Here is a 26,859-nt window from a genome sequence, read left to right as displayed (position 1 = left end):
CACCCGCCGCGATCAACCGCCGGCCGCCGCCTCGTCGCCGCCGACCAGCCCGGCCTCGTACGCCGTGATGGCGGCCTGCACGCGGTTGCGCGCGCCCAGGCGGTTGAGGATCGTGCTGACGTGGGCCTTGACCGTGCCCTCGACCACGAACATGCGGCTCGCGATGTCCGCATTGGACAGTCCGGCGGCGAGCAGGGTCAGCACCTCGCGTTCGCGGGCCGTCAGGGCGGCGATGCGGTCCCGGGCCGCCGCGCCCCGCGACAGCCGGCCGCCGGACAGGCGCGCGATGACCCGCGACGCGACCTTCGGCGACAGGAACGCGGCGCCGTCGGCGACGGCGTGGATGCCGGACAGCAGCTCGCGCGGGTCGCCGGCCTTGAGGAGGAACCCGCTGGCGCCCAGGCCCAGCGCGCGTTCGATGTAGTCGTCCTCGCCGAAGGTCGTCAGCATGATCACGCCCGTGCCCGGCAGCAGGCGGCGAATCTCCTCAGCCGCGGCGAGGCCGTCGAGCCCGGGCATGCGGATGTCGAGCAGCGCGACGTCCGGGCGGGTGGCCAGGGCCTGTGCCACGGCTTCGCGCCCGTCGCCGGCTTCGGCGACCACCGAGATGTCCTTGTCGGAAGCCAGGATCGCCGCGACGCCCGCGCGGATCATCGTCTCGTCGTCGGCCAGCAGCAAGCGGATCACGGTTGTTCGGCCTCGCTGTAGATGTCCTTGGTCACGAGCCGGTCGCCCGCGAAGCACAGCCGGATGGCCGCGTACCGCACGTTCCACCAGCTGCGCGACGTCCCGTAGTACTCGCACGTGGTCCCCGCCGGCTGCGGCGGCTCACCGTTCGACGGTTTCGCCAGCCGTTGCTGCGAAGGCAGGCGCGGGGCGATCGCCTGCCGCGTGTCCCCCACCTCGATCTGCTCGTAGGCCCCCATCGACACCTCCGAGCCGTACCACTGCACGAGGAACGCCACCCCGCTGCCGCCGATCACCACCCCGAAGAGCGCCAGCGGGATCACGATGGCCTGCACCAGGCTGCGCCGCACGTCGCGGCGCGCCAGCTCCAGCTCGCGCGCCGACTCCGACTGCCCCACCTCGTCGGTGCCGGCCTCGCCCTCGGGCACCGGCGCCGCGTCGTGCGGCAACGTCGCCACGAGCTCGAAGCCGCCCCGCGCGTCGGGCCCGGCCCGCAGCGTCCCGCCGATCAGCCGGACGCGCTCGCGCAGGCCGATCAACCCGCGCCGGCCCGACGCACCCGGCAGCGGGCCGGCGGGCGGCGGGGCGTTGACCACGCGCAGTTCGGTGGATTCGGCCGAGCTCAGCACCCACACGGTCACCGCCGCCCCGGGCGCGTGCTTGGCGACGTTCGTCAGCGCTTCCTGCAGCACGCGGTACGCCGCCCGCGCGACCATCGGCGGCGCCGCCTCCAGACCATCCACCTGCGACTCGATCAGCAGCCCCGACGCCCGCGCCCGCTCGATCAGCTCCCCCAGGTCACCCTGCACGGGTTCGACCGGCGCCGCGTCCTCGCGGAGCACGCCGATGATCTCGCGCAGCCGCTCGGTCGCCGTCGCCGCGCTCTCGCGCAGCTCGGCCGCCGCCGCACGCTGCCCGTCGTCCAGGCCACCGGCCACCTCGAGCGCCGCCGCGCGCACGGCGATCAGGCTCAGCTCGTGGCCCAGCGAATCGTGCATGTCGCTGGCGATCCGCGCGCGCTCGCGCAGCCGCGCCTGGTCGGCGACGAGCCGCTGGCGGCTCTCCATCTCCTCCGCCCGGCGCCAGCCGGCGCGCGCGAGCTCCCGCCGCAGCCGCACGTGCCGGCCCAGCAGCCACGGCGCGACCGCGGCGAACGCGATCACCCCGAGCATCGCGGCCCACGCGCCGAAGCCCGCCGTCGGGATCAGCAACGCGACCGGCAGCCCGGCCAGCGCCACGCCCCCGCACACGAGCAGGGTGACGCGCACCTGCGTCATCCGCAGCCCGGTGAGGTAGGCGATGGTGACCATGAGGAAGACCTCCCACACGGCCACGCGCCCGCCCCAGCCCAGCGCCACCACCACGACCGTGCACACCGTCACGATCAGCGACACCATCGGCAGCCGCCGCCACGCCGCCACCGACACGGTCACCGCGGCCAGGCCGAAGATCATCTCCCACGGGTTGGGGTTGTTCGAGGCGTCGGTGGCCGCGACGAGGCCGAGGAAGAGCCAGAGCAGGACGTCGAGCACCACGCGCCACCTGCGTCTGGTCACCTCCTTCATACGGCTGACGCTACAAGGGCCCGCGTGGCGGCCACCACTGTCGAAAGTCAAGAGCTGGGGCAAAATGGCTGACCATGGCTGAGCGCACACTCGCCGAGCAGCTCGGCGGCCCCCTGCCCGAGGGCATCGAAGCCCTGCCCGAGGACGCCCGGCGCGACCTCGCCGCCGCCCTGCGCGACGCGCGGCACCGGCAGGCCAAGGCCCTCGCCCGGGCGGGTGAGGAAGGCCTGAAGTACGTACCCGCTCTCCTGCGAGGCGCCGTCCGCAAGGCGGTGGGCCTGTGAACCCGGAAATCCTCAAGCTCGCGCGCGTGCTCGACGTCGAGCCGGCCCGGCTGACCTACCTGGGCGACGTGGACCCCGCCGACCTGCAGCTGTTCCGCGAACAGGTCACGACCACGCTGTTCGACGCGAACCTCGTGGTGCTCGAACGCATGGCGCTGGCCAGCCGGCTGCTGCCCGCGCCGGTGGTCGCGAAGATCGCCGAGAAGGTGTTCGGCCCGCTGCTGTGCGCGCGGATCGCCGGGCTGGTCGACGTCTCCCGAGGGGTGGACGTCGCGAAGCGGCTGCCGCCGAAGTTCCTCGCCTCGGTGGCCGCGGAGCTGGACCCGCGGCGCGCGACGTCGATCATCACGCGCATCCCGCTCGACACCGTGGTCGCGGTGACCGGCGAGCTCACGCGGCGGGGGGACTGGATCACGCTCGGCCGGTTCGTCGGGCACCTGCCGGACCCGACCGTGCGGCGCAGCCTCGACGTGCTGGACGACGCCGCGCTGCTGCGGACCGCGTACGTGCTCGACGACAAGAGCCGCATCGACCACGTGCTGGGCCTGCTGCCCGCCGACCGGCCCGCCCGGCTGGTGCGCACGGCCGCCGCCGACGAGTCGTTGTGGGAGCCGGCGCTCGACGTGCTGGCACACCTGGGAAAAGCTCGCCGAGAAGCGGTGCTCCCGCTGCTCGACGAGCTTCCCGGCGAACTGCGCTCGCGCGCTCAGGCGACGATCAAGTAGATCCCGTACACGACCACCGCCGCGCACACGGCGAAGCACACGATGGCACCCGTCAGCTGCCCGACGCCGCTGCCGCCGCTTTCGCGGGCCACCTCGCGGCCCGCGAGGCCGCGGACGCCGTAGGCGAACAGCACCGTCAGCACCACCGCCGCGGCGAGGGCGACGACGAAGACGAGCCCCAGAGAGCCCCAGTTGATGTCCATCTCCCGCTCCCTCAGGCCGCGACCGGAGCCGGCTGCGCGGCTTCGGGCTCGTCGTTGATGTTCTCGGCGGTCACCGGGTTGCGGCGCGAGGTGAGCCAGATGCCCAGGGCCACGAGCACACCGACGGCGCCGACGACGACCGTGCCCCAGCTGCCGCGCGTCGAGATCGCCGCGGCGACGGCGCCCACGATGGCGGCGGCCGGCAGCGTGAGCACCCACGCGATGACCATCTTGCCCGCGACGCCCCAGCGGACCTCGGCGAGCTTGCGGCCGAGGCCGGAACCGATGACGCCGCCCGAGGTGACGTGGGTGGTCGAGAGCGCGAAGCCCAGGTGCGACGACGCGAGGATCACGGCCGCGGAGCTCGTCTCGGCCGCGAAGCCTTGCGGCGTCTGGATTTCGGTGAGCTTCTTGCCCATGGTCTGGATGATGCGCCAGCCGCCGAGGTAGGTGCCGAGCGCGATCGCCAGACCGCAGGCGAAGATGACCCACAGCGGCGGGTTCGAGCCGGGCGCGAGCGTGCCGCCGGCGATGAGGGTGAGCGTGATGACACCCATCGTCTTCTGCGCGTCGTTGGTGCCGTGCGCGAGCGAAACGAGGCTGGCCGAAAGGACCTGACCCGTCTTGAAGCTGCTGCGGACGACACCTTCCTTCGCCTTCGAAGTGATGCGGTAGGTGAGGAACGTGCCGACGAGCGCCACGATCCCGGCGACGATCGGCGACGCGACCGCGGGGATCAGGACCTTCTCGACGACCTTGCCGAAGTGCACGGCGTCCGCGCCCGACGCGATCCACGTCGCGCCGATCAGCCCGCCGAACAGCGCGTGCGAAGAACTCGACGGCAGCCCGACGAGCCACGTGACGAGGTTCCAGATGATCGCGCCGACGAGCCCGGCGAAGATCACCACCGGCGTCACCTTCGTGTCGTCGACGATGCCACCGGAAATCGTCTTCGCGACCTCGATCGAAAGAAACGCGCCGACGAGGTTCAGCACGGCCGAAATGGCGACGGCGATTCTCGGCTTGAGAGCTCCCGTCGCGATTGAAGTGGCCATCGCGTTGGCCGTGTCGTGGAACCCGTTGGTGAAGTCGAAGGCGAGCGCCGCGACGATCACCACCAGGACGATCAAGGAAAAGTCCATGGGCTTTCTCCAGCTCGGTGGTCGTGCCATGGTGAAGTTACCGATCACCCGGGGGAGCGCTGATCTCGTCGCAATGGCCACTGATTGAACTCTGCGTGAACGAGGGAACTGATGGGCAGACCCTTTTCCCGCGTTCACCTGGTGATCAACGAACCGTTGGCGCGTAAGCCCATTTCCGGTTTGCCTGGTTCGTTTTGTTTAGTGCGTTTGCGCGGTTCACGGTAGGGCTGGCTCCACCACGAACACTGCGGCCCAGCCCAGTGCCCTCGGCCACTTTCCCTGCGACGGTGGGGCTTTCCGCGACGAAAGGGGCCTCGCGATGACCGGTCCGCACCACCTCCGTGGCACCGGCACTCCACCGGAACCCACCGGGAAGCTCGACTTCGCCCCCACCCCGAATTCCGCGGCGACCGGTATTGGTGGCGGCGGGAAACGGCGTGCCGGCCAGGCGAGCGCCTCCGGTGAAGGTGGTCCGCCCATCCCCGCAAGACAAGAACGCGCGTGGAACGCGCTTCGACGCTCGGGCGAGGCGGCCGCCGACCCACGAGGCGATGGGGGCGGCACGAACCCGCATGCCGGTCGTGCGCCCGCCTCCGGTGAAAGTGCTTCGCCCATCCTCACGAGACAAGACACCGCAGGGGATGCGCTGGGTGGCGATGGACGTGGCACGAACCCGCTTCCCGCCGCCGGCAGCGGTGGGAAGCGCCTTCCGGGTGGAGCGGCGACAGCCGGTCGGGGCCGGGGGTGGGCGTGGGCGCTGGCCGCCGCTGTGGTGTCGGGCGTGCTGGTGCACTTCGGGTTGGGGTTCGAACCCGTGGCGGCGCTGGCGTGGGTCGCGCCCTTGCCGGTGCTGGTGGTGGCGCCGCGAGTCGGGGCGGGGGCGGCGGTGACGGCCGCGTTCCTGGCGTATTTCGGGGGCAGCGCGGGGAGTTGGAGCTACTTCCTGCACTCGCAGTCGATCCCCTTGCCCGGGGCGGTCGCGATCCTGGTGGGGTCGCCGGTGTTGTTCGCGGCCACGGTGGCGCTGTTCCGGCGGCTCGTGCGCGTCGGGAGGCCCGTGCTCGCCGGTGTGGCGACGCCCGCGCTGTGGACGGCCGCGCTGTACGCCGTCGCGGTGACGAACCCGTTCGGCGTGATGGGGACGTTCGTGACGAGCCAGGGCGACGAGCCCGCCGTGCTGCGCCTGGCGTCGGTGACCGGCGGGTGGGGCGTCGAGTACCTCGTGCTGCTGGCCCCGGCCGCGCTCGCGGCGGCGCTGGCTCCCGGCGTCCGCCTGGCGGCGCGCACCGGCATCACCGTGGTGACGGCGGCGGCCGTCGCCGCGGCACTCGTCTGGGGCGCGCAGCCGCCGCCCGCCGCACCGGACCACGTGCGCGTCGCCGTCGTCGCGCGCAGCGAGCCGAACTGGGCGCCGGATCCGGCGACACCCGCCGGGCAGCGCGTGCTCCAGTCCTATGTGGACGCGCTCGGGCAGCTGCCGCCCGACGTCCGCATCGCCGTGCTGCCCGAGGGCGCGTTCGGCACCGACCGCGCCCGGCTGGCGAGCCTGACCGGTCCCCTCGCGGACGTCGCCCGCACCAAGAACCTGCACGTCGTCACCGGCGCGATCGTCAAGGACCCGCAGCACACCTACAACACCGCACTCGACGTGCCCCCGGCCGGCCCGGTCGTCGAATACCGCAAGTGGCGCAACGGCTCGTCGCCCATCACGCCCGGCCACGACCTCGCCCACCTCGAGGGCCGGCCGATCGGCCTCGAGGTCTGCATGGACGTCAACGGCCCCTCCCCCACCCGCGACTACGGACGCGCCGGCACCGGCCTGCTCCTCATCCCCGCCTCCGACGAAGACACCGACGGCTGGCAGCACAGCCGCACCGCCCTGCTCCGCGGCGTCGAAAGCGGCACCGCGGTGGCCTGGAGCGCCGCCCGCGGCACCCCCACCCTCAGCGACGCCACCGGCCACGTCCTCGCCCAAACCCGCACCGGCGCCACCCCGATGGCCACCACCCTCGCCGACGTCCCCCTCGGCCCCGGCCACACCCCCTACAGCCGCTTCGGCGACTGGTTCGCGTGGCTCTGCGCCCTCGTCGCCGTGACCGGCCTCGCGTTCACGGTCCGCCGCACACGCCGGGAGAGCCAGACGCCGTAGCCCCGCGCCGAGCGCCCTCGCAGCCACTCGCCGGGTCGCCACGGAGCACTCCGGCGACCCAGGCCGGCCGACCGCGCAGGGGGCCGGACCAACCAGCCACGCGGTCACACGCCCGGAGCGCCGTCCCGCTGGTCCGGACAAGCCAGGCGGCGCAGAGCTCCGGACGAACCCCGCGCAGCAATAGCCTCGGACTGCCGCGTTACCTGCCCGCAGACCCGCGCCGGCGAGCCGCGCAGAGCGCCGGACGGATCGCCCCGCGCAAACCACACACCGGGGAGCCACGGCGCCTGTCCGATGAGCTCAGCCAGCCCGCCGCGCAGGGGGCCACACCAGATGGCGGCGCAGGGCGCCGGGCCGCTCCGACCGCCCACACCGCGCGAGGAGCAGCACCGCCCGACCGGCGGCGAGTAAGGGCACCGGCCCTGCCCAGCGCTGTCCAACGAGCTCCCCCAGCCCGCCGCGCAGGACGCCACATCGGATGGCGGCGCACGGCGCCGGGCCGCTCCGACCGCCCACACCGCGCGAGGAGCAGCCCCGCCCGACCGGCGGCGAGTAAGGGCACCGGCCCTGCCCAGCGCTGTCCAACGAGCTCCCCCAGCCCGCCGCGCAGGGCCCCGCACCAGATGGCGGCGCAGGGCGCCGGGCCGCTCCGACCGCCCACACCGCGCGAGGAGCAGCACCGCCCCGCCGGCGGCGAATGAGGGCACCGGCCCTGCCCAGCGGCGCCTGGCGGAGCAAGATCGTCGCGGATTACGGTGGGGGCATGATCGCGCGAGGTACCCGGGTCACCCGCCAGTCGCGGCCGGTGGGGGCTCGGTGGTGACGGAGTTGCGGGAGCTGACCGTCGAGGCCGGCGGGCGCCGGCACAGCGCGCTGGCGGCGGGGCCGCAGGACGGTGAGCTCGTGCTGCTGCTGCACGGCTGGCCCCAGTTCGCCGACTCCTGGACGGCCGAACTGCGCGCCCTCAGCGCTGCCGGCTGGCGTGCCGTCGCCGTGGATCAGCGGGGGTACGCGCGCGAGGCCCGGCCCGCCGGTGTCGAGCACTACTCCATCGACGCCCTCGTGGCCGACGCACTGTCCTTTGCGGACACTCTGAGCCCCGGGCAGCAGCGGTTCCACCTCGTCGCGCACGACTGGGGCGGCATGGTCGCCTGGGTGCTCGCCACGCGGCACCCCGAACGGCTCAAGTCGCTCAGCGTGCTCGCGACCCCGCACCCCGCCGCGTTGCAGGGCGCGGCGCGGGCCGAGGAGCAGCAGAACCGCGACCTCGACTACGTCCGCTTCTTCCGCGCCCCCGGCGGCGTCGCCGAAGCCTCGCTGCTGGCCGACGGCGCGGCCCGCCTGCGCGCGGCCTACGCCGGCCGCATCCCGCACGACCAGGTCGAGCGCAACAGCGCCCGCCTCAGCGAACCGGGCGCCCTCACCGCGACCCTCAACTGGTACCGCGGCGCCACCGACGACGACTTCACCGTCCCCGCCGGCCGCATCACGGTCCCCACCCTCTACGGGTGGGGCGGCCAGGACACCAAGCTCGGCCGCACGGCCGCCACGAACACCGCGGAGTTCGTCGACGCCCCGTACCGCTTCGAGATCTTCGAGGACGCCAGCCACTGGCTGCCGGAAGAAGCCGCCGACCGCGTCAGCCCGCTCCTGCTCGAGCACCTGTCAGCACACGGCTGATCCCCTCAGCGCATCCGCTCACCCCGCCTCCACACCGCGTGCGTGAGCGGCACCCCGGGCCGGTACGCGAGGTGCGTGACCGAAGGCGCGTCCAGCACGTGCACGTCAGCCCGCGCGCCCGGCCGCAGGTAGCCGACGTCGTCGCGCCGCAGCGCCCGCGCGCCCCCGGCTGTGGCCGACCACACGGCCTCCTCGACGGTCATCCGCATCTGCAGCACCGCTGTCGTCACGCAGAACGCCATCGAGGTCGTGTACGAGCTGCCCGGGTTCGCGTTGCTGGCCAACGCGACCGTCGCCCCGGCTTCGAGCAACCGCCGCGCCGGCGCCAGCGCCTGCCGGGTCGACAAATCACACGCGGGCAACAAGGTCGCCACCGTGTCCGACGCCGCCAGCGCCTCGACGTCCTCGGCACTCAGGTACGTGCAGTGATCCACGCTCGCCGCGCCGAGCTCCACCGCGAGCCGCACGCCGGGACCTTCACCCAGCTGGTTGCCGTGCACCCGCAACCCGAGCCCGCGCTCCGCCGCCGCCTTCAGCACCCGCGCCGACTGCGCCTCGTCGAACGCGCCCGTTTCGCAGAACACGTCGGCCCACCGCACGTGCGGCGCCACGGCGGCCAGCATCTCGCCGCACACCAGGTCCACATAGGACTCCGCGTCGGCGCCCAGCGGCACGAGGTGCGCCCCGAGGTAGGTGACCTCGTCGGCCACCTCCGCCGCGATCCGCGCCGAACGAGCCTCGTCCTCGACCGTCAGCCCGTAGCCGGTTTTGGTCTCCAGGCACGTCGTCCCCTGCGCCGCGGCCTCCTCGACGTGCCGGCGCAGGTTCGCCGCCAGCTGCTCGTCGGAGGCTTCCCGCGTCGCCCCGACCGTCACGGCGATTCCGCCCGCGGTGTAGGGCTTTCCGGCCATGCGCGCTTCGAACTCCGCCGTGCGGTCACCCGCGAACACGAGGTGCGTGTGGCTGTCCACCCACCCCGGCAGCACGGCCCGCCCCTCGACGTCCACCCGCTCGTCCGCGGCCGGCGCCCGCGCGGCCGGCCCGGCCCACGCGACGACCCCGCCGTCGAGCACCAGCGCCGCGCCGGACAGCTTGCCCAGTTCGGCGTCGTTGGTGGTGAGCTCACCGATTCCCGTGATCAGAACTGCCACAGTGCCTCGATCTCCTCCGCCAGTACGGTTTCCGGTCGCTCGACGAGTGCGTGGCGGCCCTCACGCACCACGTCCCGGCCCGCGACGACCACGTGCCGCACGTCCGCGGCCCCGGCGGCGAACACGACGCCCGACGGCTCGATCCCCGCCGTGCGCACCGAATCCAGCGCTACCGTCACCAGGTCCGCCCCGGCACCGACCGCCAGCCGCCCCACCTCGGGCCACCCGACGGACGCGTGATCCGTGCCCGCCGCAAGCAACTCCTCGGCCGTGAACCGGCCGCGTTCCTCACTCGCCAGCCGGTCGTCGAGCTCCAGCGCGCGGGTTTCCTCGAACGCGTCGACCACGGCGTTGCTGTCGCTGCCGACCCCGAGCCGCACACCCGCGTCGAGCAGCTGCCGCGCGGGCCCGATGCCGTCGCCGAGGTCGCGTTCGGTCGTGGGACAGAAACACGCGGCCGCACGCGCGTCGCCCAGCCACTTCACGTCCTGATCGGTCAGGTGCGTCGCGTGCACGGCGACGATCCGGTCACCCAACACGCCGTGGTGCTGTAGCAGACCCGTCGGCGTCCAGCCGTACGCCGCCTCACACTGCTCGTTCTCCGCCCGCTGCTCGGACAGGTGGATGTGCAGTGGCCGCCCGGCCGGCACCGCCGCGTCCACCGTCGGCAGGTCGGCGCCCGGCACCGCGCGCACGGAGTGGATCGCCCCGCCGACGCGGAACAAGTCGTCCTCCGCCAGCTCCGAAACCCGCGAAGCCCACTGCTGCGCCGAACCGTCGGAGAACCGCTGCTGCACCTCGTCCGGCGCCACGCCGATGCCGCCCGCGAGGTAACACGTGTCCAGCAGCGTCAGCCGGATCCCGGCTTCGCGCGCGGCCTCGCGCAACGCTTCACCCATGGCGTTGGGCGACGCGTACGGCCGCCCACCCGGCGCGTGGTGCAGGTAGTGGAACTCACCGACGCTGGTGTAACCCGCGAGCACCATCTCCGCGTAGACGCCCCGAGCGAGCCGGTGGTAGGCGTCCGGGTCGAGCCGCGCGGCGAGCGAGTACATGCGCTCGCGCCACGTCCAGAACGTGCCGCGCTCGTGGTGCGTCCGGCCCCGCAGCGCGCGGTGGAACGCGTGCGAGTGGCCGTTGGCGAACCCCGGCACCGTGAGCCCGGCGAGCACGGTCCCGGACCGCGGCGCCCCGGGCGTGACCGCCGTGATCACCCCGTCGCGCACGTCCACCAGCACGCCGTCCGCGATCCCGCCGGGCAGCCACGCCCGTTCGCACCAGTACGTGGTCATCCCGCCAGCCGCTCCAGCACCTCGGCCAGCGCCCGCGCGCCCGCCTCGACGTCGTCGGCCTCGGCGAACTCCTCCGGCGAGTGGCTGATGCCCGTGGGGTTGCGCACGTACAACATTCCGGCCGGCACGAACTCCGCCAGGATCGCCGCGTCGTGGCCCGCGCCCGTGGGCAGCTCCGGCACGCCGCCGAGCCACTCCCCCAGGTCGCGCCGCAGCCGCTCGTCGAACACGACGTCGTCGGAATACGACTCGCGCGCGACGGTCAGCTCGCACCCCTCCGCCTCGGCCGCCGCCTGGGCAGCCCGGGTGATGTCCTCGACCAGCTCGGGGGTGACCGTGCCCGGCACCCGCGCGTCGAGCCACAGGTCCACAGTGGACGCGATGACGTTCGTGCCACCCGGCGTCGGCACCAGCCGGCCGACGGTCGCCCGCGCGTCGGACCGGACCTTCGCCAGCCGCCGCACCGCGACCACGGTCTCGGCCGCCGGCAGCATCGGGTCCACGCGGTCGGCGATCAGCGTCGCGCCGGCGTGGTTTCCCTGGCCGGCGAAGGAGAACCGCCACCGTCCGTGGGCGATCACCGTGCTGCCGACCGCCACCGGCGAACCCAGGTCGATCAACCCCCGGCCCTGCTCCACGTGCAGCTCCAGGAACCGCCCGATGAGCCCCAGCCGGTCGGGCTCCGCGCCGATCCGGTCCACGTCGAGCCCGGACTTCGCGGCCGCCTCCCAGAACGTGACGCCGTCCGGGTCGCGCAGCGCTCGCGCCCGGTCCGCGCTGATGGTGCCCGTGAGCAGCCGCGAGCCGAGGCACGGCACGCCGAACCGGCCGCCTTCCTCCTCGGTGAACACGACTACCGCGAACGGCTTGGCCGGCCGGAACCCCTTGGCTTGCAACGCCTCCACGGCCGTCAGAGCGCTCGTCACGCCGAGCGGCCCGTCGAACGCACCGCCGCCCGGCACCGAGTCCAGGTGGCTGCCGGTCACCACGGCGTCCGGCCCCGGCGCGCCCCACCAGGCCCAGATGTTGCCGTTGCGATCGGTCTCCACGGCCAGGCCCAGCCGCTCCGCGCGTTCGACGAACCACGTGCGCAGATCGTGTTCGGGCGCGTCGAACGCGTGCCGCGAATAGCCGCCGCGCTTCCCGTCGCGCCCGACGCCGGCGATCTCGTCGAGGAGCCCGGAGGCCGTCACGCCTTGTCCCGCATCGGGATCCGCACGCCGCGCTCGTCGGCGACCTCGGCGGCGTGGTCGTAACCGGCGTCGACGTGCCGGATCACGCCCGTGCCCGGGTCGTTGGTCAGCACCCGCTCCAGCTTCTGCGCGGCCAGCGGCGTGCCGTCCGCGACGGTCACCTGGCCCGCGTGGATCGACCGGCCCATGCCGACGCCACCACCGTGGTGGATCGACACCCAGCTCGCGCCCGACGCGGTGTTGACCAGCGCGTTGAGCAGCGGCCAGTCGGCGATCGCGTCGGAGCCGTCGGCCATGCCCTCGGTCTCGCGGTACGGCGACGCGACGCTGCCGGAATCGAGGTGGTCGCGCCCGATGACCACGGGGGCCTTCAGCTCTCCGCTGGCCACCATCTCGTTGAACCGCAGGCCCGCGAGGTGGCGTTCGCCGTAGCCGAGCCAGCAGATCCGCGCCGGCAAGCCCTGGAACGCCACGCGCTCGCCGGCCAGCTTGATCCAGCGCGCCAGCGACTCGTTCTCCGGGAACAGCTCGAGCATCGCGCGGTCGGTCGCCGCGATGTCCTCGGGGTCGCCCGAGAGCGCCGCCCACCGGAACGGGCCGTTGCCCTCGCAGAACAGCGGGCGGATGTAGGCGGGCACGAAGCCCGGGAAGTCGAACGCTCGCTCGCAGCCGCCGAGCTTCGCCTCGCCGCGCAGGGAGTTGCCGTAGTCGAAGACCTCGGCGCCGGCGTCGAGGAAACCGAGCATCGCGTTCACGTGGTCGGCCATGGCCTCGCGCGCCCGGTCGGTGAACTCGTCGGGCTTCTTGGCCGCGTAGTCGTGCCAGTCGTCGACGCTCACGCCCTTGGGCAGGTACGACAGCGGGTCGTGCGCCGAGGTCTGGTCGGTCACGATGTCCACCTCGACGCCGCGGCGCAGCAGCTCCGGCAGCACCTCCGCGGCGTTGCCCACGACGGCAACCGACAGCGGCCGCCGCTCCTTCTTCGCGGCGGTGACGCGGCGGATGGCGTCGTCGAGATCGTCGGCCACCTCGTCGAGGTAACGCGTTTCCACCCGGCGGTGCGCGCGCTGCGGGTCGCATTCGACGACGAGGGCCACCCCGTCGTTCATCGTCACCGCGAGCGGCTGAGCCCCGCCCATCCCGCCGAGACCGGCGGTGACGGTGAGCGTGCCGCGCAACGTGCCTCCACTGCGTCCTTTCAAAGCGAGTTTCTTGGCCACGGCGGCGAACGTCTCGTAGGTGCCCTGCAAGATGCCCTGCGTGCCGATGTAGATCCACGAACCGGCCGTCATCTGGCCGTACATCGTGAGGCCCTGCTGCTCGAGGCGGCGGAACTCGGGCCAGGTCGCCCAGTCGCCCACGAGGTTCGAGTTCGCGATCAGCACGCGCGGCGCCCACTCGTGCGTGCGGAACACGCCGACTGGCTTGCCCGACTGCACGAGCAGCGTCTCGTCGTTGTCCAAAGTGGTCAGTTCACGCGTGATCGCGTCGAAGCTCGCCCAGTTGCGCGCGGCCTTGCCGGTGCCGCCGTAGACGACCAGGTCCTCGGGGCGCTCGGCGACCTCGGGGTCGAGGTTGTTGTGGAACATGCGCAGCGCGGCTTCGGTCTGCCACGACTTCGCGGTGAGCTGCGTGCCGCGCGCGGCGCGGACGGTGCGGGACATTCTCAGACCTCCAGACGGGCGGCGGCCAGGACGGCGCCGGAGCGGACGAGTTCTTCGGCGGCCGCGATCTCGGGCGCCAGGTGGCGGTCGGAGCCGGGGCCCGCGACCTTCGTGCGGAGCAGGTCACGCACCGCGCCGGTGACCGGCGACGGTTCGAGCGGTGCGCGGAAGTCGAGCGCGCGGGCGGCGGTGAGCAACTCGATCGCCAGCACCGTCGTCAGGCCGTCGACGGCCTTGCGCAGCTTCCGAGCCGCGGACCAGCCCATCGAGACGTGGTCCTCCTGCATCGCGCTGCTCGGGATGGAGTCGACCGACGCGGGCACCGCGAGCCGCTTGAGCTCGCTGACCAAGGCGGCCTGCGTGTACTGGGCGATCATGTGCCCGGAGTCGACGCCCGGGTCGTGGGCCAGGAACGGCGGCAGCCCGTGGGACCGCGCCTTGTCGAGCATCCGGTCGGTGCGCCGCTCGGCGATGCTGGCGACATCGGCCACCGGCACGGCGAGGAAATCGAGCACATACGCCACGGGCGCGCCGTGGAAGTTGCCGTTGGACTCGACCCGCCCGTCGGGCAGCACGACGGGGTTGTCCACAGCGGACCGCAGCTCGCGGTCGGCGACGAGCTCGGCGTGCGCGAGCGTGTCGCGCGCGGCGCCGTGGACTTGCGGCGCGCACCGCAGCGAGTACGCGTCCTGTACGCGGTTGCAGTCGGGCCCGCGGTGGCTCTCGACGATCTTCGACCCCTGCAGCGCCGCGAACATCCGCGCCGCGCTGGTCGCCTGGCCGGGGTGCGGCCGCAGCGCCTGCAGGTCCGCGGCGAACGCCCGGTCGGTGCCCAGCAGCGCTTCGACGCTCATCGCCGCGGTGAGGTCGGCGATGTCCAGCAGCCGGTGCAGGTCGGCAGCCGCCAGCAGCAACATGCCCAGCATGCCGTCGGTGCCGTTGGTGAGCGCCAGGCCTTCCTTCTCCGCCAGCACGACGGGCGTGAGGCCGGCCGCCTTCAGCGCCTCGGCGGCGGGTTTGCGCGCTCCGTCGTGGTCCACCTCGCCCTCGCCCATCAGCGCGAGCGCGACCGCCGCCAGCGGGGCCAGGTCACCCGAGCAGCCGAGGGATCCGTACTCGTGGACGACCGGCGTGATCCCCGCGTTGAGCAAGCCCGCAAGCGCTTGCGCCGTCTCCGGGCGCACGCCCGTGTAACCGCTGGCGAGCGTGCGCAGGCGCAGCAGCATCAACGCGCGGACGACCTCGGTCTCCACCGCGGGCCCGGCGCCCGCCGCGTGCGAACGGATCAGGCTGCGTTGCAGCGCGGTGCGGCTCTCCACGGGGATGTGCCGCGTGGCGAGCGCGCCGAAGCCCGTGGAGACGCCGTACGTGGGCGAGGTCGCGTGCGCGAGGTCCTCGATGTGCTGACGGGTGGCGACGAGGTTCTTCTCGACCGCCTCGGCGAGCCCGACGTGCGCGTGCCCGCGGACGACGTCGACGACGTCGGCCGCGGTCATCGGCTTCGAGCCCAAGAGCACTGGTTCCGGCATGTCAGTCATTGGACAACGATCAGCGCCCCCGGCGGGAGGCCGAAGTTCGCGGTAGTGTCTGGTATTCAAGACAACACGAGGTTGAAGCATCGGTGCCTGGCACGAGTGTCCCGCTCGTGCACTCTTCGGGAAGGAGCCGGGTGAGCAGTTCGGACGTTCCCGCGCTCCGCAACGGCCTCGCCGTGCTGCGGCTGCTCGCGCGCCACGCCGGCCCCGTCTCCGCGGCCACCGTGGCCCGCGACCTGCACCTGCCGCGTTCGACGACCTACCACCTGCTCAACGAGCTGACCGCCGCCGGCTTCGTCGCCCACCTGCCCGCCGAACGGCGCTACGGCCTCGGCATCGCCGCGTTCGAGCTCGGCTCGGCGTACCTGCGGCACGACCCGCTCGAACGGCTGGCCGGGCCGCTGCTGCGCAAGCTCGTGGACCGCGTCGGTCACACCGCCCACCTGGGCGTGCTGCACGGCAACGAATCGTTGTACCTGATCAAGGAACGCCCCGCGCGGCCCGAAACCCTCGTGACCGACGTCGGAGTCCGCCTGCCCGCGCAGCTCACCGCGTCGGGGCGCGCGATCCTGCGCCACCTGCCCGCGGCGCACGTCCGCGCGCTGTTCCCGACGGCGGGCTCGTTCGTGCTGCGGACCAGCCGCGGACCCGATTCACTGGCCGCCCTGCGCCGCACGCTGGCGGCGGAACAGCGGCTCGGCTGGTCCGTCGAAGACGGCCACGTGACCGACGGGTTCGCCTCCGTCGCGGCCCCGGTGTTCGACCACGGCGCCCGCCCGCTGGCGTCGATCTCCGTGACGCTGCGCCACCTCTGCCCCGACGACAGCCCCGGCGACGGCCCGTGCGGCGAGACGTTCCCGGACTTCGCCGCGGCCGTCGCGGAAGCAGCCGCCGAACTGACCGTCCGCATCGGCGGCACCACACCGTAGCGACGAAACCGGCCCGCTGTGCCGTCCTGGTCGAGGACGGCGCAGCGGGCCGGTCGGACCAGCGGCTCAGCGGTGCGTGGAAACCACCATCGCCGAGGTGCCGCCCCGGCGGACGGGTTCACCGGCCGCGAGGATCTTGCCGGCGCGCTCGAACTCGAGCCCGGCCGCGACGCCGATCGAGCCGACGTTGGTGAAGCTCTGGCCCAGCGCCTGCAGCCCGGCCGTGGTCGGTTGCGCGAGGAACGCCGGCTCCGCGTCGCTCGTCTTGGCGTTGCGCTGCGACGCGCGCGGCGCGGCGATCGCGTCCGGCAGGCTCATGCCGAGGTCGAGCCGGTTGACCAGGACCTGCAGCACGGTCGTGATGATCGTGGCCCCGCCCGGCGAACCGACCGCGAGCACCGGCTTGCCGTCCTTGAGCACGATCGTCGGCGACATGCTGGACCGCGGCCGCTTGCCCGGGGCGGGCAGGTTGGGGTCGGGCGCGGTGCCCTGCGTCGGCGCGAAGTTGAAGTCCGTCAGCTCGTTGTTGAGCAGGAAGCCGCGGCCGGAGACGGTGATGCCGCTGCCCGCGAGCTGCTCGATCGTGTTCGTGTACGACACGACGTTGCCCTGCTTGTCGCTCACCACGAAGTGGTTGGTGTGCTGCTCGTTGCTGTCCGACGACGCCGCCGTGCCCGTCGTGCACCCGCCACTGGTGGAGTACGGGTCACCGGGCGCGACCGGGCTCTGCCCCGCCTTGCCCGGGTCGATCTGGCACGCGCGCGTGGCCGCGAACTGCTTCGACAGCAGCTGCTGCTGCGGCACCTGCACGTAGCGGGAGTCGCCGATGTAGCGGTTGCGGTCGGCGAAGGCGAGCCGGCTCGCCTCCAGGTAGTGGTGCAGCGCCTGCACCCGGTCCATCTTGGACAGATCGAAGTTGCCCAGGATGTTCAGCGATTCCCCGACCGTGATGCCACCGCTGGAGGAGGGCGCCATGCCGTAGACGTCGTACCCGCGGTAGTTCACGTGCGTCGGCGACCCGTCGAGGGCGCGGTAGGCCTGCAGGTCCGACAGCTGCATCGGGCCGGGGATCGGCTTGATCGGCGCGTCCTTCGCCAGTGGCGGGTTCTGCACCGTCTTCACCAGGTCACGGCCGACGGAACCGCCGTAGAGCGCCCCGATGCCCTGGTGGCTGATCTGGCGGTAGGTCTCGGCGAGGTCGGGGTTGCGGAACACCGAACCGACCTTCGGCGCCGCACCGCCCGGCAGGAACAGCGCGGCGCTGGGCGCGAAGTGCGACAGCTTGTCCTTGAGCGAAATGGTCTGGTCCGCGAACGTCTGGTTCACCACGAACCCGTGGTCCGCGACCTTCACGGCGGGCCGCAGGTCGTCGGCGAGGCTGAACTTGCCCCACCGCTGCAACGCCCGCTGCCACGTGGCGACCATGCCGGGCACGCCGACCGACTTGCCGCTCTCGACGGCGGTCTCGAACGCGTAGGGCTGCCCGGTGGCCGGGTCGATGAACATGTCCGACTTGTCCGCTTCCGGCGTGGTCTCGCGGCCGTCGATGGTCGAGATGCGCTTGGTCTTCGCGTCGTAGTAGACGAAGTACCCGCCACCGCCGGGCCCGGCGACGTACGGGTCGGTGACCCCGAGCGTGGCGGCGACCGCGACGGCGGCGTCGGCGGCGGTCCCGCCCCGGCGCAGGACGTCGATGCCCGCCTGCGTGGATTCGACGGTGTCCGACACGACCGCCCCGCCGTAACCCTCGGCGACCGGCTGCTTGTCCGGGCCACCGGGGCCGGCCGAGGCCGCCGGCGCGGCGGCGGCCACCAGGCCTGCGGTCAACCCCGCGGACAGCAGGGCGGTGAGTGTTCGACGTCGGCTCATTGCACTCCCTTTCTCAGACCTGCAACGGTCTTCCGGGACTCCCGGCGAGGGGCAGCGCACGCCGTTCGCTCGCCGATGAGCATGTGACGGGAGGTTTACCACCGGTGAGCTCACACAGGAAGCGGTCTTGAGCCGGATTTAGGGTGGTTGCGCCGGACGCCGGATCAGCCTTGCTCGACTGCGCGCCAGCGCGCCCCGATCGTCGCCGCGATCACGGCGCCGATCGACAGCACGACGGCGAACACCGCCATCGCCGCGGCGAGCCCAGCGGAGGCGAGGGTCAGGCTGAACAGGATCGGCGGCAGACCCATGCCGAGGTAGGCGATCACGAAGAACGTGGCCAGCACGCCGGCGCGCGCGTGCGGCACCGCCACCGAGTGCGTCCGTCCGACGCCGCCCTTGAACAGCGCCCCGCAGCCGGCGCCGGCCAGCACGAGCGCGAGCAGGTACAGCCACAGCAGCGGGTGGACCAGCGACACCACGACGAGCGCCAGCCCGATCGGCGCCACGACCATGCCGGCGACGAGCGTCTGCCCGACGCTGAACGACCACAGCAGCAGCAACCCCAGCGCCGACGCGCCGAACATGAGGAACGGCGCGAACCCGGCCATGAAGTGCGAACCGAGGTGCAGCTCGTCCTGCAGCACCTTCGCGCCCATCGCGCTGAGCAGCCCCAGGATGGCGAACGAGAAGAACGCGGTGCCCGACGCGGCGCTGAACCCGAGGTGCCCTCGGTGCACCAGCGAGAACCGGCTCTTCGCAACCGTGCGCCGCTCGAGCGTTTCCGGCGTGACCAGCACCAGCCCGAGGCACAGCAGCAGCGCCACACCGAAGCCGGCCTGCGTGATCAGCAACGGGTCGGTGCTCCACTGCGCCACGCACCCGGCGACCAGCGGGCCGAGGGCCAGGCCCCCGAGCGTCGCCATGGTCGACACCACCGCGGGCAGCGGCGACGACGCGCGGTGCGGCCGGGCGTGGCCGTGGAGGTCGTGCAGGTAGACGGTGGCGGTCGAGGCCATGAGCCCGGTGCTGATGCCGTTGAGGAAGCGGCCGAGCAGCAGCCCCGGCAGCTCGGGCCACAGCGCGAGCGTGACCGACGCGACGATCGCGACGACCAGCGAGGACGCGGCCACGACGCGGCGGCCGAACAGATCGGACAGGTGCCCGAAGCACGCGAACGCGACGCTCGCGCCGATCACCATCATCGCGAAGGCGACTGTGAGCGTGGTGGTGCTGAAGCCGTCGTGCGCCGCGTACAGCGGCCACAGCGGGGTGGGGGCGGTGCCGAACGCCATGAGGATCGTGAAGGCCACCGCGGCGAACCAGAAACCCGTTCTGTGCGAGACCTCCAGGCGGCCACGGGGGACCGCTTCCGGAGCGGGGACCACAGTCATTTCGTGAGCTCCTTTCTCCTTTCGAGTATTGGCCGAGTGGTCAGTCACGTAAAGTGATGATTTTTGCTGTTGATCAGCAGTATTTATGATGATGGGTGCGTGGAACTTCGCCATCTGCAGTACTTCGTGACCGTGGCCGAGGAGCAGAGCTTCACGCGCGCGGCGGCCCGGTTGCACGTGGTCCAGTCCGGGGTGTCCGCGACGGTGCGGGCGCTGGAGAAGGAGCTCGGCTCGGCGTTGTTCGACCGGTCGGGCAAGCGGGTCGCGCTCACCGCCGCGGGGCACGCGCTGCTGCCCGAAGCCCGCGCGGCGCTGGCCGCGGTGCGCGCCGGGGAGAGCGCCGTGCGCGCCGGCAGCGGTGGCCTGAGCGGGACGCTCGACGTCGGCGCCACCACCGCCGTGCTGCTGATCGACTTCCCCGCGCTGGTCGGCGCGTTCCACGCGCAGTGGCCGGACGTCGCGATCCGGCTGCGGCTCTCGTCGACCGGTTCGGCGGGCCTCGCGCAGAGCCTGCTGGCGGGCGAGCTGGACGTCGCGTTCCTGTCCGTGGTCCGGCGCCTGCCGGCGGGCCTGACGGCGCGTCCGCTGGCGTCCTACCCGCTCGTGCTGCTCGTGCCCGACGGCCACCGGCTGGCCGGGCGCAAACAGGTCCGCCTGCACGAACTCGCCGAGGAACCCTTCGTCGACTTCCCCCTCGGCTCCGGCCTGCGCGACCTCGCCGACACCGTCTTCACCGGCGCCGGCGTCCACCGGCGCGTGACGGTGGAATCAGCCGACCTCGCCTCCACGGCGGCCTTCGTCGGCCACGGCCTGGGCCTGGCCCTGGTCCCGGAGTTCGCCGCCCGCGACGCCCCGGGCACGCAGCTCGTGCGGCCCGCCGATCAGGTGCCGGACTGGACGCTGTCGGCCGCCACGTCGTCCCGCCGCCCCCCGACCGCCGAGCTCCGCGCCCTCCTGGACCTCACCGACGCCCACCGCCCCACCCCGCCTGCCTGACCCCCTGGCTCCCCCTCACCAACAGGCACCGACCCCACCAACGCACCCACACCTGATGCCAACCGGCACCGACCCCACCAACGCACCCACCGCGATGGGGGTCCGGGGCCCTCCCCGGGCGGGGTGTGGGGGCCGCGCCCCCACAAACAACCCCGACACAAGAAAACCGGCTCACGCTCCCAGTGAGCATGAGCCGGCCAATCTTGTGGAGGTGCCGGGAATTGAACCCGGGTCCTCTGGCGTCTTGACAGGGCTTCTCCGTGTGCAGTCCACTCTGTCTCTACTCGGCCCCTCCAGTCACGTGAACAAGCTGGAGTGACGGGCCCAGCCGCTGTTTGCTTCCCAACCAGGACCCGCGGCCGGGACTGGCGGTAAGCCTCCTAGCTGATGCCGGCGACCGGGTCGGAGGCGATCCCGGGCCGACAGACTCACTCTGCTACTTAGGCAGCAAGAGCGAAGTCGCGCTGGCTATTGGCCTTGGCGCTTATTGGTTTGCGATGACGCTTGCGGTGGTCTCTCGCCTGCACCGACACGCTTCCCCTGACTCAACGTCCAAAGTCGAAACCGTTCACCCCCTTGTAGGTGGTACACAACCTGTTCATCATAACGCCCACGGCAACCGGGTTGATTCCCGGCGGGGTGGGGCTGGCCCTACCCAGGAGATGCCCGCGCGCCCCATTCTTCCGGGGCGGGTTCGGGAGCGAAGCTGAGCAGGTCAACCGCCCTGTGAAGGAGCCCCGCCATGGTCACCGTGTCCGCTGCGAAGAGGCGCAACCCGCCGTTCGGTGGGTCACTCGCGTACTTGCTCCTCAACCTGCCACTGGGCATCTTCGCCTTCACGCTGATCACGGTCCTGTTCTCGGCGGGCCTGGGCACGGCCGTCGTGTGGCTGGGGCTGCCCCTGCTGGGCTTGCTGGTGCTGCTCGCCCGGGGCGGCGGCCGGATGGAGCGGGCGCGCGTTTTCGCGCTGCTCGACACCTACATCGACAACCCGTACCTCCCGCTCCCGCCGAGCGGCCAGCGCGCTCGTTGGCTGACCCGGGTGAAAGACGGCGCCACCTGGCGCGACCTGGCCTACTTCACGCTGCTGTTCCCGGTCGCGCTCGTGGAGTTCGTGCTGGTCGTGACGTTCTGGGCCGTGAGCCTGGCGCTGGTCGCGTTGCCGATCTACTACCGATTCCTGCCCGAGGGCGCCTGGTTCTTCCCGGGATACGATGTGCGGTGGTTCACCGTCGACACGACGGTGGCCGCGCTGCCGTGGGCGGCGCTGGGGGTGCTGTTCGCCGCTTTGTCCGTGGCGTTGACCAGGGGGCTGGCGGCGATGCACAGCGGGTTCGCCGTGGCGATGCTGCGGCCCACCGTCTCCCAGCGCCGGCGCATGGAGCGCTCGTGGCAGGAGATCGACGGGATGAGCGCGGTGACCGGATGACCACGGAGCAGCAGCTGCCGGAGCATCCCCGGCCGAATCCAGCGCGCACGATCGTCTACATGATCACGAGCTTCGTCTTCCGGCTCGTCCAGTTCGTGCTCATCGTCGTGGGCGCGACGGTCGGGGTCGCCACCGTCGTGGTGTGGGTCGGGTTCCCGATCCTGCTCGCCACCACCGGCTTCGTCCGCTGGTCGGGCGACGCCGAGCGCCGCTGGGCGCGCAAGATGCTGCGGACGCCGCTCACGCCCGTCGAACGGCTGCCACTCGAGGGCCAGTCGCTGACGCGCCGCTGGCTCACCCGCCTCACGGACCCGACGACGTGGCGGGACCTGTCGTACCTGATGATCGCGTTCCCGCTGGCCGTCGCGGAGCTGCCGGTCGCGATCGCGTCGATCGTGCTGCTGCCGATGGCGATCTGGGTGACGCCGTGGCTCGGCTGGCTCCACGGCAACCTCGCACTGTCGCTGCTGGGGCCGAACCGCACGAAGAAGCTCGAAGCGAAAGCCGAGCACCTGCAGGCGTCGCGGGCGCGAGGGGTCGACGCGGCGGAAGCCGAACGCCGGCGCATCGAACGCGACCTGCACGACGGCGCGCAGCAGCGGCTCGTCGCCGTCGCGATGAGCCTGGGCCGCGCGAAGTCGAAGTTCGACAACGACCCCGACGCCGTGCGCGACCTCATCGACGAAGCCCACTCAGACGCGAAGCTCGCCGTTTCCGAGCTGCGCGACCTCGCGCGCGGCATCTACCCCGCCGTGCTCGGCGACCGCGGCCTCGACGCGGCGCTCTCGGCGCAGGCGGCGAAGTCGCCGATCCCCGTCGACGTCCGGGTCGACGTCGAGCCGCGTCCGCCGGCCGCGGTCGAGACCACGGCGTACTTCATCGTCGGCGAGACGCTGACCAACATCGCCAAGCACTCCGGCGCCACCGAGGCCGTGGTGAAGGTCTGGCGCAGCGAGACCCACGTGATCGTCGAGATCACCGACAACGGCCACGGCGGCGCCGAGGTGCGCCCCGGCGGCGGGCTCGCGGGCCTGGCCGACCGCGCCGCGACGATCGACGGCGTGATCACCGTGGTGAGTCCCGTCGGCGGCCCGACGGTGATCCGGGCGGACCTGCCGTGCCAGTGGTGACCCGGCCGTGAGTGAATAGCCCCGGGAGACTTCACTCACGAGCCTGGGGGCCTGATGCGGGTTGTGATCGCCGAAGACGCCGTGCTGCTGCGGGCGGGGGTCACGCGCCTGCTCGCCGACGAGGGCATCGAAACCGTCGCCGCCGTCGACAACGGTGACGACTTGCTGGGCGCGGTCACCGAGCACCGGCCCGACCTCGCGATCGTCGACGTGCGGATGCCGCCGACGTTCACCGACGAGGGCTTGCGCGCCGCGCTCGCCGCGCGCCAGTCCGTGCCCGGTCTGCCCGTGCTGGTGCTTTCGCAGTACGTCGAGGAGAGCTACGCCGTGGAACTCCTCTCCGGTGGCGCCGGCGGCGTCGGTTACCTGCTGAAGGAGCGCGTGGCCGACGTCGCGGAGTTCCTCGACGCCGTGCGCCGGGTCGCCGGCGGAGGCACGGCCATCGACCCTGACGTGATCGCGCAGCTGATGGCACGCGGGCGCCGCAATCCGCTCGACTCGCTCACCGCGCGCGAATCGGAAGTGCTCGGCCTCATGGCGCAAGGCCTGTCCAACACGGCGATCGCCAACTCGCTCGTGGTTTCGCACGGTGCCGTGGAAAAGCACATCGGCAACATCTTCTCCAAGCTCGGCCTCGAAGCGAGCGCGGAGGAACACCGCCGGGTGCGGGCGGTGCTGACGTACCTGGGTCGCTGAGGAGATCACGGTCACCCGTTCTGGCGGCAGCACGCACGAGCGAGCCTCGCCTACCATGGACCAATGTCTGGTGAGGAGCATCCGGAAACCGACCGCAGCGTCCGCTTCTTCGGCGGTCCGCTCGACGGTCGCGTGCAGGAACTCACCGACCAGGAACCGGTTCCGGGCACGATCGTGCGCCACATCCACCTGCACGGCGGCCCGAAGATCGAGACGCTGTACGAACTCGGCCTGACCGAACACGGGTGGGAGTACCGCGTGAGCGCGACGACGCACACCGAACCCACGCACTCCGAATCGGAGCCCGACGGCCTGAGGTAGGGACAACCCCCGTACCGACCGAGGGCTCACCAGAGGTCGAACTCGGCGGCTCACCCCGCTGTTTCCGCAGGCCCGAGCGGCCAGCCTTGACGCATGACGACGAGCCAGCTGCGGGTCAGCACAGCGGCCGGAAAACCCGGCCGGGACAAGTTCCTCGACGTGGTCAGGGCCGGCGCGATCCTGGCGGTGATCACGCAGCACTGGGTGATGCCGGTGCTCTCCTACTCCCACGGCACCCTCACCACGGGCAACGCGCTCGCGACGCCCGGCTGGTGGACGGTGACGTGGCTGTCCCAGGTCATGCCACTCGTGTTCTTCGCCGGCGGCGCGGCGAACCTGATCTCCTTGCGCCGCGCCGAATCTTCGCGGGCGTGGCTCGCCGCGCGGGTGCGGCGCCTGCTGGTGCCGGTGCTTCCCCTGCTCGCCGTCTGGCTCGTGGTGCCGGACCTGTTGCAGGGCTTGGGGATTCCCCCGCAGCCCGTGCAGATCGCGAGCTCGATCGCGGCGCAGCTGCTGTGGTTCCTCTCGGTGTACGTGCTCACGGTGCTGCTCACGCCCGTGATGGTCGCGGCGCACCGCCGCTGGGGCTTGAAGGTGCCGCTGGTGATGGCGGTGGCCGGCGCGCTCGTCGACGTCGCCCGCTTCGCCGACCTCGGGCTGATCGGGTACGTCAACGCGGTGTTCGTGTGGGTCGCGGTGCACCAGCTCGGATTCGCCTACGTGGAGGGCAAGCTGGGCGAGCTGACGCGCCGCGGCGCGCTGGCGCTGTCCGCCGCCGGGTTCGGGGTCACGGCGCTGCTCGTCGCGTTCGGCCCCTACCCCGCCAGCATGATCGGCATGCCGGGCGCGCCCGTGTCGAACATGAGCCCGCCGACCGTGCTGCTGCTGTTCCTCGCCATGGGCCAGCTGGGCCTGCTGCTGGCGTTCCGGCCGCAGCTCACCGCGCTGGCCGCCCGCCCGCGCTTCGGCGCCGCGCTGAGCTGGCTGGGTGCGCGGTTCATGAGCGTGTACCTGTGGCACATGCCCGCGCTCATCGTGGTCTCCGGGGTGACGGTGCTCGGCCTCGGGTACGCGACGCCCGCGCCCGGTTCGGTGCTGTGGCTGGCGCTGGCGCCCGCGTGGTTCGCGCTCTGCGCCGCCGTGCTCCTGGTGCTGCTGCGGCTGTTCGCCCGCTTCGAGCTGCAGCGCGACGACCTGGTGGTCACCGCCCGCACGCCGCAGCTGGTGCTGGCCGGCCTGCTCGCGTCCGGTGGGCTGCTCGGCCTGGCGGCGCACGGGTTCCAGCCGCTGAGCGTCGGCTTCGCCCACGGGCCGGTCCCCTGGGTCGTGCTGCTCGCCGCCGGGTTCGCGCTCGCCGGCCGCCAGGTGTCCGTGCTGCCGCTGCTCGGCCGGGCCGTGACGGTGGCCGAGACGACGCGGGTCAAACGCTGAGGAGCTTCGCGGGGGTGTCGTGCAGCACGGCCCGCAGGAACGGCTCCCCCAGGCGGTCGTCGGTTGCCCAGCCGGCGATCGCCTGCAGCTGCGTGGCGTAGGAGTACGGGATGTTCGGGAAATCCGTGCCGAGCACCACGCGGTCGGCGAAGTCGGCGAGCCGCGCCGTCCAGTCGGCCGGCAGCGGTGACATGTTCTGCGCGAACGGCACACCGACCATCGTGGTGTCGATGTGCACGCGCGGGAAGCGCGCCATGAGCTCGAACGCGCTCGTGAACTCGGGCATCGCGGCGTGGGCCAGCACGGCCGTGAGGTTCGGGTGCCGTTCGAGGACCTCGGCGAACACGTTCAGCCCCGTGAAGTCACCGCGCATCGGGCCGTGTCCACAGTGGACGACGACCGGGACGCCCGCGTCGGCCAGCGAGCCCCAGACGGGCTTCAGCAGGTCGTCGCGCGGGTCGTACGCACCGACCTGCACGTGGGCCTTGAAGCACCGCGCACCCGCGCGCAGGGTCTCGTCCACTGAGGACGCGGCGGCCGGCTCGGGGTAGAACGTGCCCGTCGGCACCGCTTCGGGCACCTGCTCGGCGAACTCCAGCACCCACGACGTGAGCCACTCCGCCATGCCCGGTTTGTGCGGGTAGACGAGCGGCGCGAACGTCTTCACGCCCAGCTCGCGCAGCGTCTGCACGCGTTCGGCCTCCGGCGTGCGGTAGTGCACGGGCCATTCGGTGCCGTAGTGCTCCTGCGCGCGGTCGAAGTAGGCCCAGACCTTGTCCATGACCGGTTTCGGGAGGAAGTGCACGTGGATGTCGACGAGCCCGTCGAGACCGAGGGAGGCGGTCCACCGCGCGACGGCGGCGTCCGAAGCGGGGCCCGGCGTCACTCCGTGAACCGGCCCTTCAGCGCCCGCCCCATCGCGCGGCTGATGACGCGGTCGGCGTCGCGCTTGGCCAGCGTCTGGCGCTTGTCGTAGGCCTTCTTGCCCTTGGCCAGCGCGATCTCGACCTTGACCTTGCCGTCCTTGAAGTACATCGACAGCGGCACGAGCGAGAGCCCGCTCTCCTTGGTCTTGCCGATGAGCTTCTCGATCTCGCCGCGGTGCAGCAGCAGCTTGCGCGTGCGCCGCGGCGTGTGGTTGGTCCAGGTGCCCTGCGTGTACTCCGGGATGTGCACGTTGCGCAGCCACACCTCACCGTCGTCGACGGTCGCGAACGCGTCGGCGAGCGAGGCCTTGCCGGCCCGAAGGCTCTTCACCTCCGTGCCCTGGAGCACCAGTCCCGCTTCATAGGTGTCCAGGATGGAGTAATCGTGCCGAGCCTTGCGGTTCGACGCGATGACCTTCTGACCACGTTCCTTGGGCATGTGACCACTCTACGTGAGTTCCGGGCCGC

The 26,859-nt window shown here is 72.3% G+C and carries 24 protein-coding genes and 1 other RNA gene; 11 read left to right on the top strand and 14 right to left on the bottom strand.

Annotated elements, in window-relative coordinates:
* Positions 1–12 precede the first annotated feature (12 nt).
* Together ACIA77_RS46280 and ACIA77_RS46275 are read right to left on the bottom strand one after the other, a co-directional pair.
* On the bottom strand, positions 13–687 hold the full coding sequence (locus ACIA77_RS46280; protein WP_395892560.1) for a response regulator: 675 nt from the start codon (positions 685–687) through the stop codon (positions 13–15).
* Positions 684–2,252 (bottom strand): sensor histidine kinase, encoded by a 1,569-nt coding sequence (locus ACIA77_RS46275; protein ID WP_395892559.1) that lies wholly within the window; start codon positions 2,250–2,252, stop codon positions 684–686. The genes ACIA77_RS46280 and ACIA77_RS46275 overlap by 4 nt, the downstream gene beginning before the upstream one ends.
* Positions 2,253–2,326: 74 nt before the next feature.
* Here ACIA77_RS46275 and ACIA77_RS46270 point away from each other — a divergent pair, with 74 nt between their 5' ends.
* Both ACIA77_RS46270 and ACIA77_RS46265 read left to right on the top strand, forming a co-directional pair.
* Positions 2,327–2,536 (top strand): hypothetical protein, encoded by a 210-nt coding sequence (locus tag ACIA77_RS46270; RefSeq protein WP_204091233.1) that lies wholly within the window; start codon positions 2,327–2,329, stop codon positions 2,534–2,536.
* On the top strand, positions 2,533–3,261 hold the full coding sequence (locus ACIA77_RS46265) for a hypothetical protein (protein ID WP_395892558.1): 729 nt from the start codon (positions 2,533–2,535) through the stop codon (positions 3,259–3,261). The genes ACIA77_RS46270 and ACIA77_RS46265 overlap by 4 nt, the downstream gene beginning before the upstream one ends.
* On the opposite strand, the gene ACIA77_RS46260 is transcribed toward ACIA77_RS46265, so the two are convergent.
* Positions 3,243–3,464: a hypothetical protein gene (locus tag ACIA77_RS46260; protein WP_395892557.1), complete on the bottom strand. Its 222-nt coding sequence runs from the start codon at positions 3,462–3,464 to the stop codon at positions 3,243–3,245. The two genes, ACIA77_RS46265 and ACIA77_RS46260, sit on opposite strands and share 19 nt — an antisense overlap.
* An 11-nt stretch (positions 3,465–3,475) precedes the next feature.
* A complete protein-coding gene (locus tag ACIA77_RS46255; protein ID WP_395892556.1) occupies positions 3,476–4,606 on the bottom strand; it encodes an anion permease in 1,131 nt (376 codons plus the stop codon).
* 781 nt (positions 4,607–5,387) lie between these two features.
* Between ACIA77_RS46255 and ACIA77_RS46250 the strand changes: the two genes are divergently transcribed.
* A complete protein-coding gene (locus ACIA77_RS46250) occupies positions 5,388–6,755 on the top strand; it encodes a nitrilase-related carbon-nitrogen hydrolase (protein ID WP_395892554.1) in 1,368 nt (455 codons plus the stop codon).
* An 819-nt stretch (positions 6,756–7,574) separates the two neighbouring features.
* Positions 7,575–8,435 (top strand): alpha/beta fold hydrolase, encoded by an 861-nt coding sequence (locus tag ACIA77_RS46245; protein ID WP_395892553.1) that lies wholly within the window; start codon positions 7,575–7,577, stop codon positions 8,433–8,435.
* Positions 8,436–8,440: 5 nt separating this feature from the next.
* On the opposite strand, the gene hutI is transcribed toward ACIA77_RS46245, so the two are convergent.
* The 5 genes from hutI to hutH are packed head-to-tail and all read right to left on the bottom strand — an operon-like array spanning position 8,441 to position 15,264.
* The gene (hutI, locus tag ACIA77_RS46240; protein WP_395892552.1) at positions 8,441–9,586 is read right to left on the bottom strand and encodes an imidazolonepropionase; all 1,146 of its coding nucleotides are present in this window, start codon (positions 9,584–9,586) and stop codon (positions 8,441–8,443) included.
* Positions 9,574–10,878 (bottom strand): formimidoylglutamate deiminase, encoded by a 1,305-nt coding sequence (locus tag ACIA77_RS46235; protein WP_395892551.1) that lies wholly within the window; start codon positions 10,876–10,878, stop codon positions 9,574–9,576. Before ACIA77_RS46235 ends, hutI begins: the two co-directional genes overlap by 13 nt.
* Entirely contained in the window at positions 10,875–12,071 is a 1,197-nt protein-coding gene (locus tag ACIA77_RS46230) for an allantoate amidohydrolase (protein ID WP_395892550.1), read from the bottom strand. Before ACIA77_RS46230 ends, ACIA77_RS46235 begins: the two co-directional genes overlap by 4 nt.
* Positions 12,068–13,735, bottom strand: a complete 1,668-nt coding sequence (gene hutU / locus ACIA77_RS46225; RefSeq protein ID WP_395892549.1) for a urocanate hydratase — start codon at positions 13,733–13,735, stop codon at positions 12,068–12,070. Before hutU ends, ACIA77_RS46230 begins: the two co-directional genes overlap by 4 nt.
* 2 nt (positions 13,736–13,737) lie before the next feature.
* Positions 13,738–15,264 carry a histidine ammonia-lyase gene (hutH, locus tag ACIA77_RS46220; RefSeq protein ID WP_395892548.1) on the bottom strand — a complete coding sequence of 509 codons (1,527 nt, stop codon included), beginning with the start codon at positions 15,262–15,264 and terminating at the stop codon, positions 13,738–13,740.
* 140 nt (positions 15,265–15,404) lie between these two features.
* Here hutH and ACIA77_RS46215 point away from each other — a divergent pair, with 140 nt between their 5' ends.
* Positions 15,405–16,199, top strand: a complete 795-nt coding sequence (locus ACIA77_RS46215) for an IclR family transcriptional regulator (protein WP_395892547.1) — start codon at positions 15,405–15,407, stop codon at positions 16,197–16,199.
* Positions 16,200–16,265: 66 nt separating this feature from the next.
* On the opposite strand, the gene ggt is transcribed toward ACIA77_RS46215, so the two are convergent.
* Together ggt and ACIA77_RS46205 are read right to left on the bottom strand one after the other, a co-directional pair.
* A complete protein-coding gene (gene ggt / locus ACIA77_RS46210) occupies positions 16,266–18,068 on the bottom strand; it encodes a gamma-glutamyltransferase (RefSeq protein ID WP_395892546.1) in 1,803 nt (600 codons plus the stop codon).
* A gap of 164 nt (positions 18,069–18,232) precedes the next feature.
* Positions 18,233–19,462: an MFS transporter gene (locus ACIA77_RS46205; RefSeq protein WP_395892545.1), complete on the bottom strand. Its 1,230-nt coding sequence runs from the start codon at positions 19,460–19,462 to the stop codon at positions 18,233–18,235.
* A gap of 99 nt (positions 19,463–19,561) precedes the next feature.
* Here ACIA77_RS46205 and ACIA77_RS46200 point away from each other — a divergent pair, with 99 nt between their 5' ends.
* Positions 19,562–20,458, top strand: coding sequence for a LysR family transcriptional regulator (locus ACIA77_RS46200; RefSeq protein ID WP_395892544.1), 897 nt, complete (start codon positions 19,562–19,564; stop codon positions 20,456–20,458).
* A gap of 203 nt (positions 20,459–20,661) precedes the next feature.
* On the opposite strand, the gene ssrA is transcribed toward ACIA77_RS46200, so the two are convergent.
* Positions 20,662–21,034, bottom strand: a transfer-messenger RNA (tmRNA) gene (ssrA, locus tag ACIA77_RS46195).
* A gap of 166 nt (positions 21,035–21,200) precedes the next feature.
* Between ssrA and ACIA77_RS46190 the strand changes: the two genes are divergently transcribed.
* The 5 genes from ACIA77_RS46190 to ACIA77_RS46170 all read left to right on the top strand — a co-directional run bounded on the left by ACIA77_RS46190 (position 21,201) and on the right by ACIA77_RS46170 (position 25,465).
* A complete protein-coding gene (locus ACIA77_RS46190) occupies positions 21,201–21,887 on the top strand; it encodes a sensor domain-containing protein (RefSeq protein ID WP_395892543.1) in 687 nt (228 codons plus the stop codon).
* A complete protein-coding gene (locus ACIA77_RS46185) occupies positions 21,884–23,017 on the top strand; it encodes a sensor histidine kinase (protein WP_395892542.1) in 1,134 nt (377 codons plus the stop codon). Before ACIA77_RS46190 ends, ACIA77_RS46185 begins: the two co-directional genes overlap by 4 nt.
* Before the next feature lie 54 nt (positions 23,018–23,071).
* On the top strand, positions 23,072–23,713 hold the full coding sequence (locus ACIA77_RS46180; protein WP_395892541.1) for a response regulator: 642 nt from the start codon (positions 23,072–23,074) through the stop codon (positions 23,711–23,713).
* A 63-nt stretch (positions 23,714–23,776) separates the two neighbouring features.
* Positions 23,777–24,034: a hypothetical protein gene (locus ACIA77_RS46175; protein ID WP_395892540.1), complete on the top strand. Its 258-nt coding sequence runs from the start codon at positions 23,777–23,779 to the stop codon at positions 24,032–24,034.
* Positions 24,035–24,127: 93 nt separating this feature from the next.
* Entirely contained in the window at positions 24,128–25,465 is a 1,338-nt protein-coding gene (locus tag ACIA77_RS46170; RefSeq protein WP_395892539.1) for an acyltransferase, read from the top strand.
* Here the strand turns inward: ACIA77_RS46170 and ACIA77_RS46165 are convergent.
* Positions 25,455–26,351: an amidohydrolase family protein gene (locus tag ACIA77_RS46165; protein WP_395892538.1), complete on the bottom strand. Its 897-nt coding sequence runs from the start codon at positions 26,349–26,351 to the stop codon at positions 25,455–25,457. The two genes, ACIA77_RS46170 and ACIA77_RS46165, sit on opposite strands and share 11 nt — an antisense overlap.
* Positions 26,348–26,830, bottom strand: coding sequence for an SsrA-binding protein SmpB (smpB, locus tag ACIA77_RS46160; protein WP_395892537.1), 483 nt, complete (start codon positions 26,828–26,830; stop codon positions 26,348–26,350). The genes ACIA77_RS46165 and smpB overlap by 4 nt, the downstream gene beginning before the upstream one ends.
* Positions 26,831–26,859: the final 29 nt, after the last annotated feature.

Source organism: Amycolatopsis sp. NPDC051903 (genome assembly GCF_044452505.1).
In the GTDB taxonomy this organism is placed as follows: domain Bacteria; phylum Actinomycetota; class Actinomycetes; order Mycobacteriales; family Pseudonocardiaceae; genus Amycolatopsis.
This window is presented reverse-complemented; position numbering and strand designations above follow the sequence as displayed.

Coding starts and splice junctions, on each gene's coding strand:
- hutH (WP_395892548.1), bottom strand. CDS start 15,264: ATGCCGGAACCAGTGCTCTTGGGCTCGAAGCCGATGACCGCGGCCGAC.
- ACIA77_RS46255 (WP_395892556.1), bottom strand. CDS start 4,606: ATGGACTTTTCCTTGATCGTCCTGGTGGTGATCGTCGCGGCGCTCGCC.
- ACIA77_RS46270 (WP_204091233.1), top strand. CDS start 2,327: ATGGCTGAGCGCACACTCGCCGAGCAGCTCGGCGGCCCCCTGCCCGAG.
- ACIA77_RS46180 (WP_395892541.1), top strand. CDS start 23,072: ATGCGGGTTGTGATCGCCGAAGACGCCGTGCTGCTGCGGGCGGGGGTC.
- hutU (WP_395892549.1), bottom strand. CDS start 13,735: ATGTCCCGCACCGTCCGCGCCGCGCGCGGCACGCAGCTCACCGCGAAG.
- ACIA77_RS46185 (WP_395892542.1), top strand. CDS start 21,884: ATGACCACGGAGCAGCAGCTGCCGGAGCATCCCCGGCCGAATCCAGCG.
- ACIA77_RS46170 (WP_395892539.1), top strand. CDS start 24,128: ATGACGACGAGCCAGCTGCGGGTCAGCACAGCGGCCGGAAAACCCGGC.
- ggt (WP_395892546.1), bottom strand. CDS start 18,068: ATGAGCCGACGTCGAACACTCACCGCCCTGCTGTCCGCGGGGTTGACC.
- ACIA77_RS46190 (WP_395892543.1), top strand. CDS start 21,201: ATGGTCACCGTGTCCGCTGCGAAGAGGCGCAACCCGCCGTTCGGTGGG.
- ACIA77_RS46235 (WP_395892551.1), bottom strand. CDS start 10,878: ATGACCACGTACTGGTGCGAACGGGCGTGGCTGCCCGGCGGGATCGCG.
- ACIA77_RS46275 (WP_395892559.1), bottom strand. CDS start 2,252: ATGAAGGAGGTGACCAGACGCAGGTGGCGCGTGGTGCTCGACGTCCTG.
- ACIA77_RS46175 (WP_395892540.1), top strand. CDS start 23,777: ATGTCTGGTGAGGAGCATCCGGAAACCGACCGCAGCGTCCGCTTCTTC.
- smpB (WP_395892537.1), bottom strand. CDS start 26,830: ATGCCCAAGGAACGTGGTCAGAAGGTCATCGCGTCGAACCGCAAGGCT.
- ACIA77_RS46205 (WP_395892545.1), bottom strand. CDS start 19,462: ATGACTGTGGTCCCCGCTCCGGAAGCGGTCCCCCGTGGCCGCCTGGAG.
- ACIA77_RS46260 (WP_395892557.1), bottom strand. CDS start 3,464: ATGGACATCAACTGGGGCTCTCTGGGGCTCGTCTTCGTCGTCGCCCTC.